Origin of the sequence: Agrobacterium sp. MCAB5 (assembly GCF_052114365.1) — a bacterium.
Taxonomy (GTDB): domain Bacteria; phylum Pseudomonadota; class Alphaproteobacteria; order Rhizobiales; family Rhizobiaceae; genus Agrobacterium; species Agrobacterium tumefaciens.
On record NZ_JBFREP010000103.1, the window covers coordinates 1 to 696 of the forward strand.

The window sequence follows — 696 nt, forward strand, 5'->3', positions numbered from 1 at the left end:
ATAAAGTACAGACCAGGTGCATCGGTTACACCGCGACGGAACACCGGCTTGCCTCGCTGATCCAGGCAGTCGACCTTCAGCCACGAATAATCCGGACGGAAACCGATCGCCCAGATGATCGATTTTATGCCTGCCTCCGCCAAATCAACTTCGGTGATTTCTTGAACGGGACGCCAGACCTTTTCGAATGGGGGCTCCTCTGGAGCATTAATTGCGTGCGCCGCGATCCACGCATCGATCTGCTTGCGAATACCCATATAGCTCCGGTCAGCGTCATCGAGGTTCTTTTCGAGGTCGGGCAGGAATGCCATCATCGTGCCCGAGGCACCCGCGACAGATCCGTACAGCCGCACCCCCTCCAGTGCATATTTGCGCAGATCGATCTCCTTGCCGCCGTCGCGCCCGGACATGTAATGGTTGGTCTGGGTCAAGGCTTTGATGGGATCGGGATGGGTATCGATCGTGACGGCATACGTTCCTGCATCGTAAAGCCAGTCGGTTGCGTCGCGCCCGCGGTATTTGCGCGGGCTGCGCGGAGCGGGCCCTACCGCCAGGTGCACTGGACGACCTTCCAGATGAAAGTCGTCCATGATCTGCACGCCAGATTGCCCTGTGCCCACAATCAAGGTTCCGCCATCTGGTAGTTGCGACGGACGCCGGTAATCGCGCGAGTGCATCTGTAGGATAGTGGCGTCC

The 696-nt window shown here is 58.6% G+C and carries 1 pseudogene; it reads right to left on the bottom strand.

The annotated features are described in order from the left end of the window. Positions 1–599, bottom strand: a pseudogene (locus AB4Z23_RS27570) (MSMEG_0569 family flavin-dependent oxidoreductase); the annotation flags it as partial. Positions 600–696 lie beyond the last annotated feature (97 nt).